Annotated in this window: 1 protein-coding gene; it reads right to left on the reverse strand. The window is 60.5% G+C overall.

The genetic code is table 11. The features are described from left to right. The coding region (locus tag AC1RGE_RS32035; protein WP_492585719.1) for an immunoglobulin-like domain-containing protein at nt 1–701 on the reverse strand (701 nt) is incomplete at its 3' end. Nucleotides 702–773 lie beyond the last annotated feature (72 nt).

Genomic DNA, 773 nt, shown 5'->3' on the forward strand with positions numbered 1-773 from the left:
GACGACTCGCCCACCGGAATGGTGATGATCTGTCCGTTGGACAGAGTGACCACGACCGGCGAGCCGGTTACTGGCGCTGTCACCGACGCGGTGTAAACAACAATGCCACCCTCAGCCACGCTTGGAGTTGCGGTCAGGCTGACGGTCGACGTATCGATGGTGTCAGTCACGTCGGTGACTGCTGGAGCTGGATTGGTCTCCAGATTCTCGAAGTTACCGCCTTCGGCCTTGGTAATGGTGGCTTCGACTTTACCGGCGTCTTTGTACACGTCGTCAGCCGGAGCGGCGACGGTGGCAGTACCGGAGGTAGCGCCAGCGGCGATGGTGATCACCGCGCCGTTAGAGAGTGTGACAGTAACAGGCGTACCCGCAGCATTGGTCAGGGTCGCGGTGTAAACGATGGAACCACCTTCAGCCACGGACTCGGTCGCGCTCAGGCTCAGAGTGGTGGTGTCCGGGGTATCGGTGACGGAGGTTTCAGCCGGCTTGTCGCTGACTTCCAGCTTCTCGTAGTTACCGCCGTCCGCCTTGGTGATAGTGGTGCTCAGGGAGCTACCGCCAGCCAACGCATCGTTTGGCGCGGTGAAGTTGACGCTGGCGGACGACTCGCCCACTGGAATGGTGATGGTCTGGCCATTAGACAGAGTCACTACGACCGGGGAACCAGTCACGGGGGCGGTGACCGACGCGGTGTAAACCACAGTGCCGCCTTCGGCGACATTAGGGGTAGCTGTCAGCGAAACAGTGCTGGTATCGATGGTGTCAGTGACATC

Source organism: Pseudomonas sp. GW823-FHT02C05 (genome assembly GCF_058797595.1).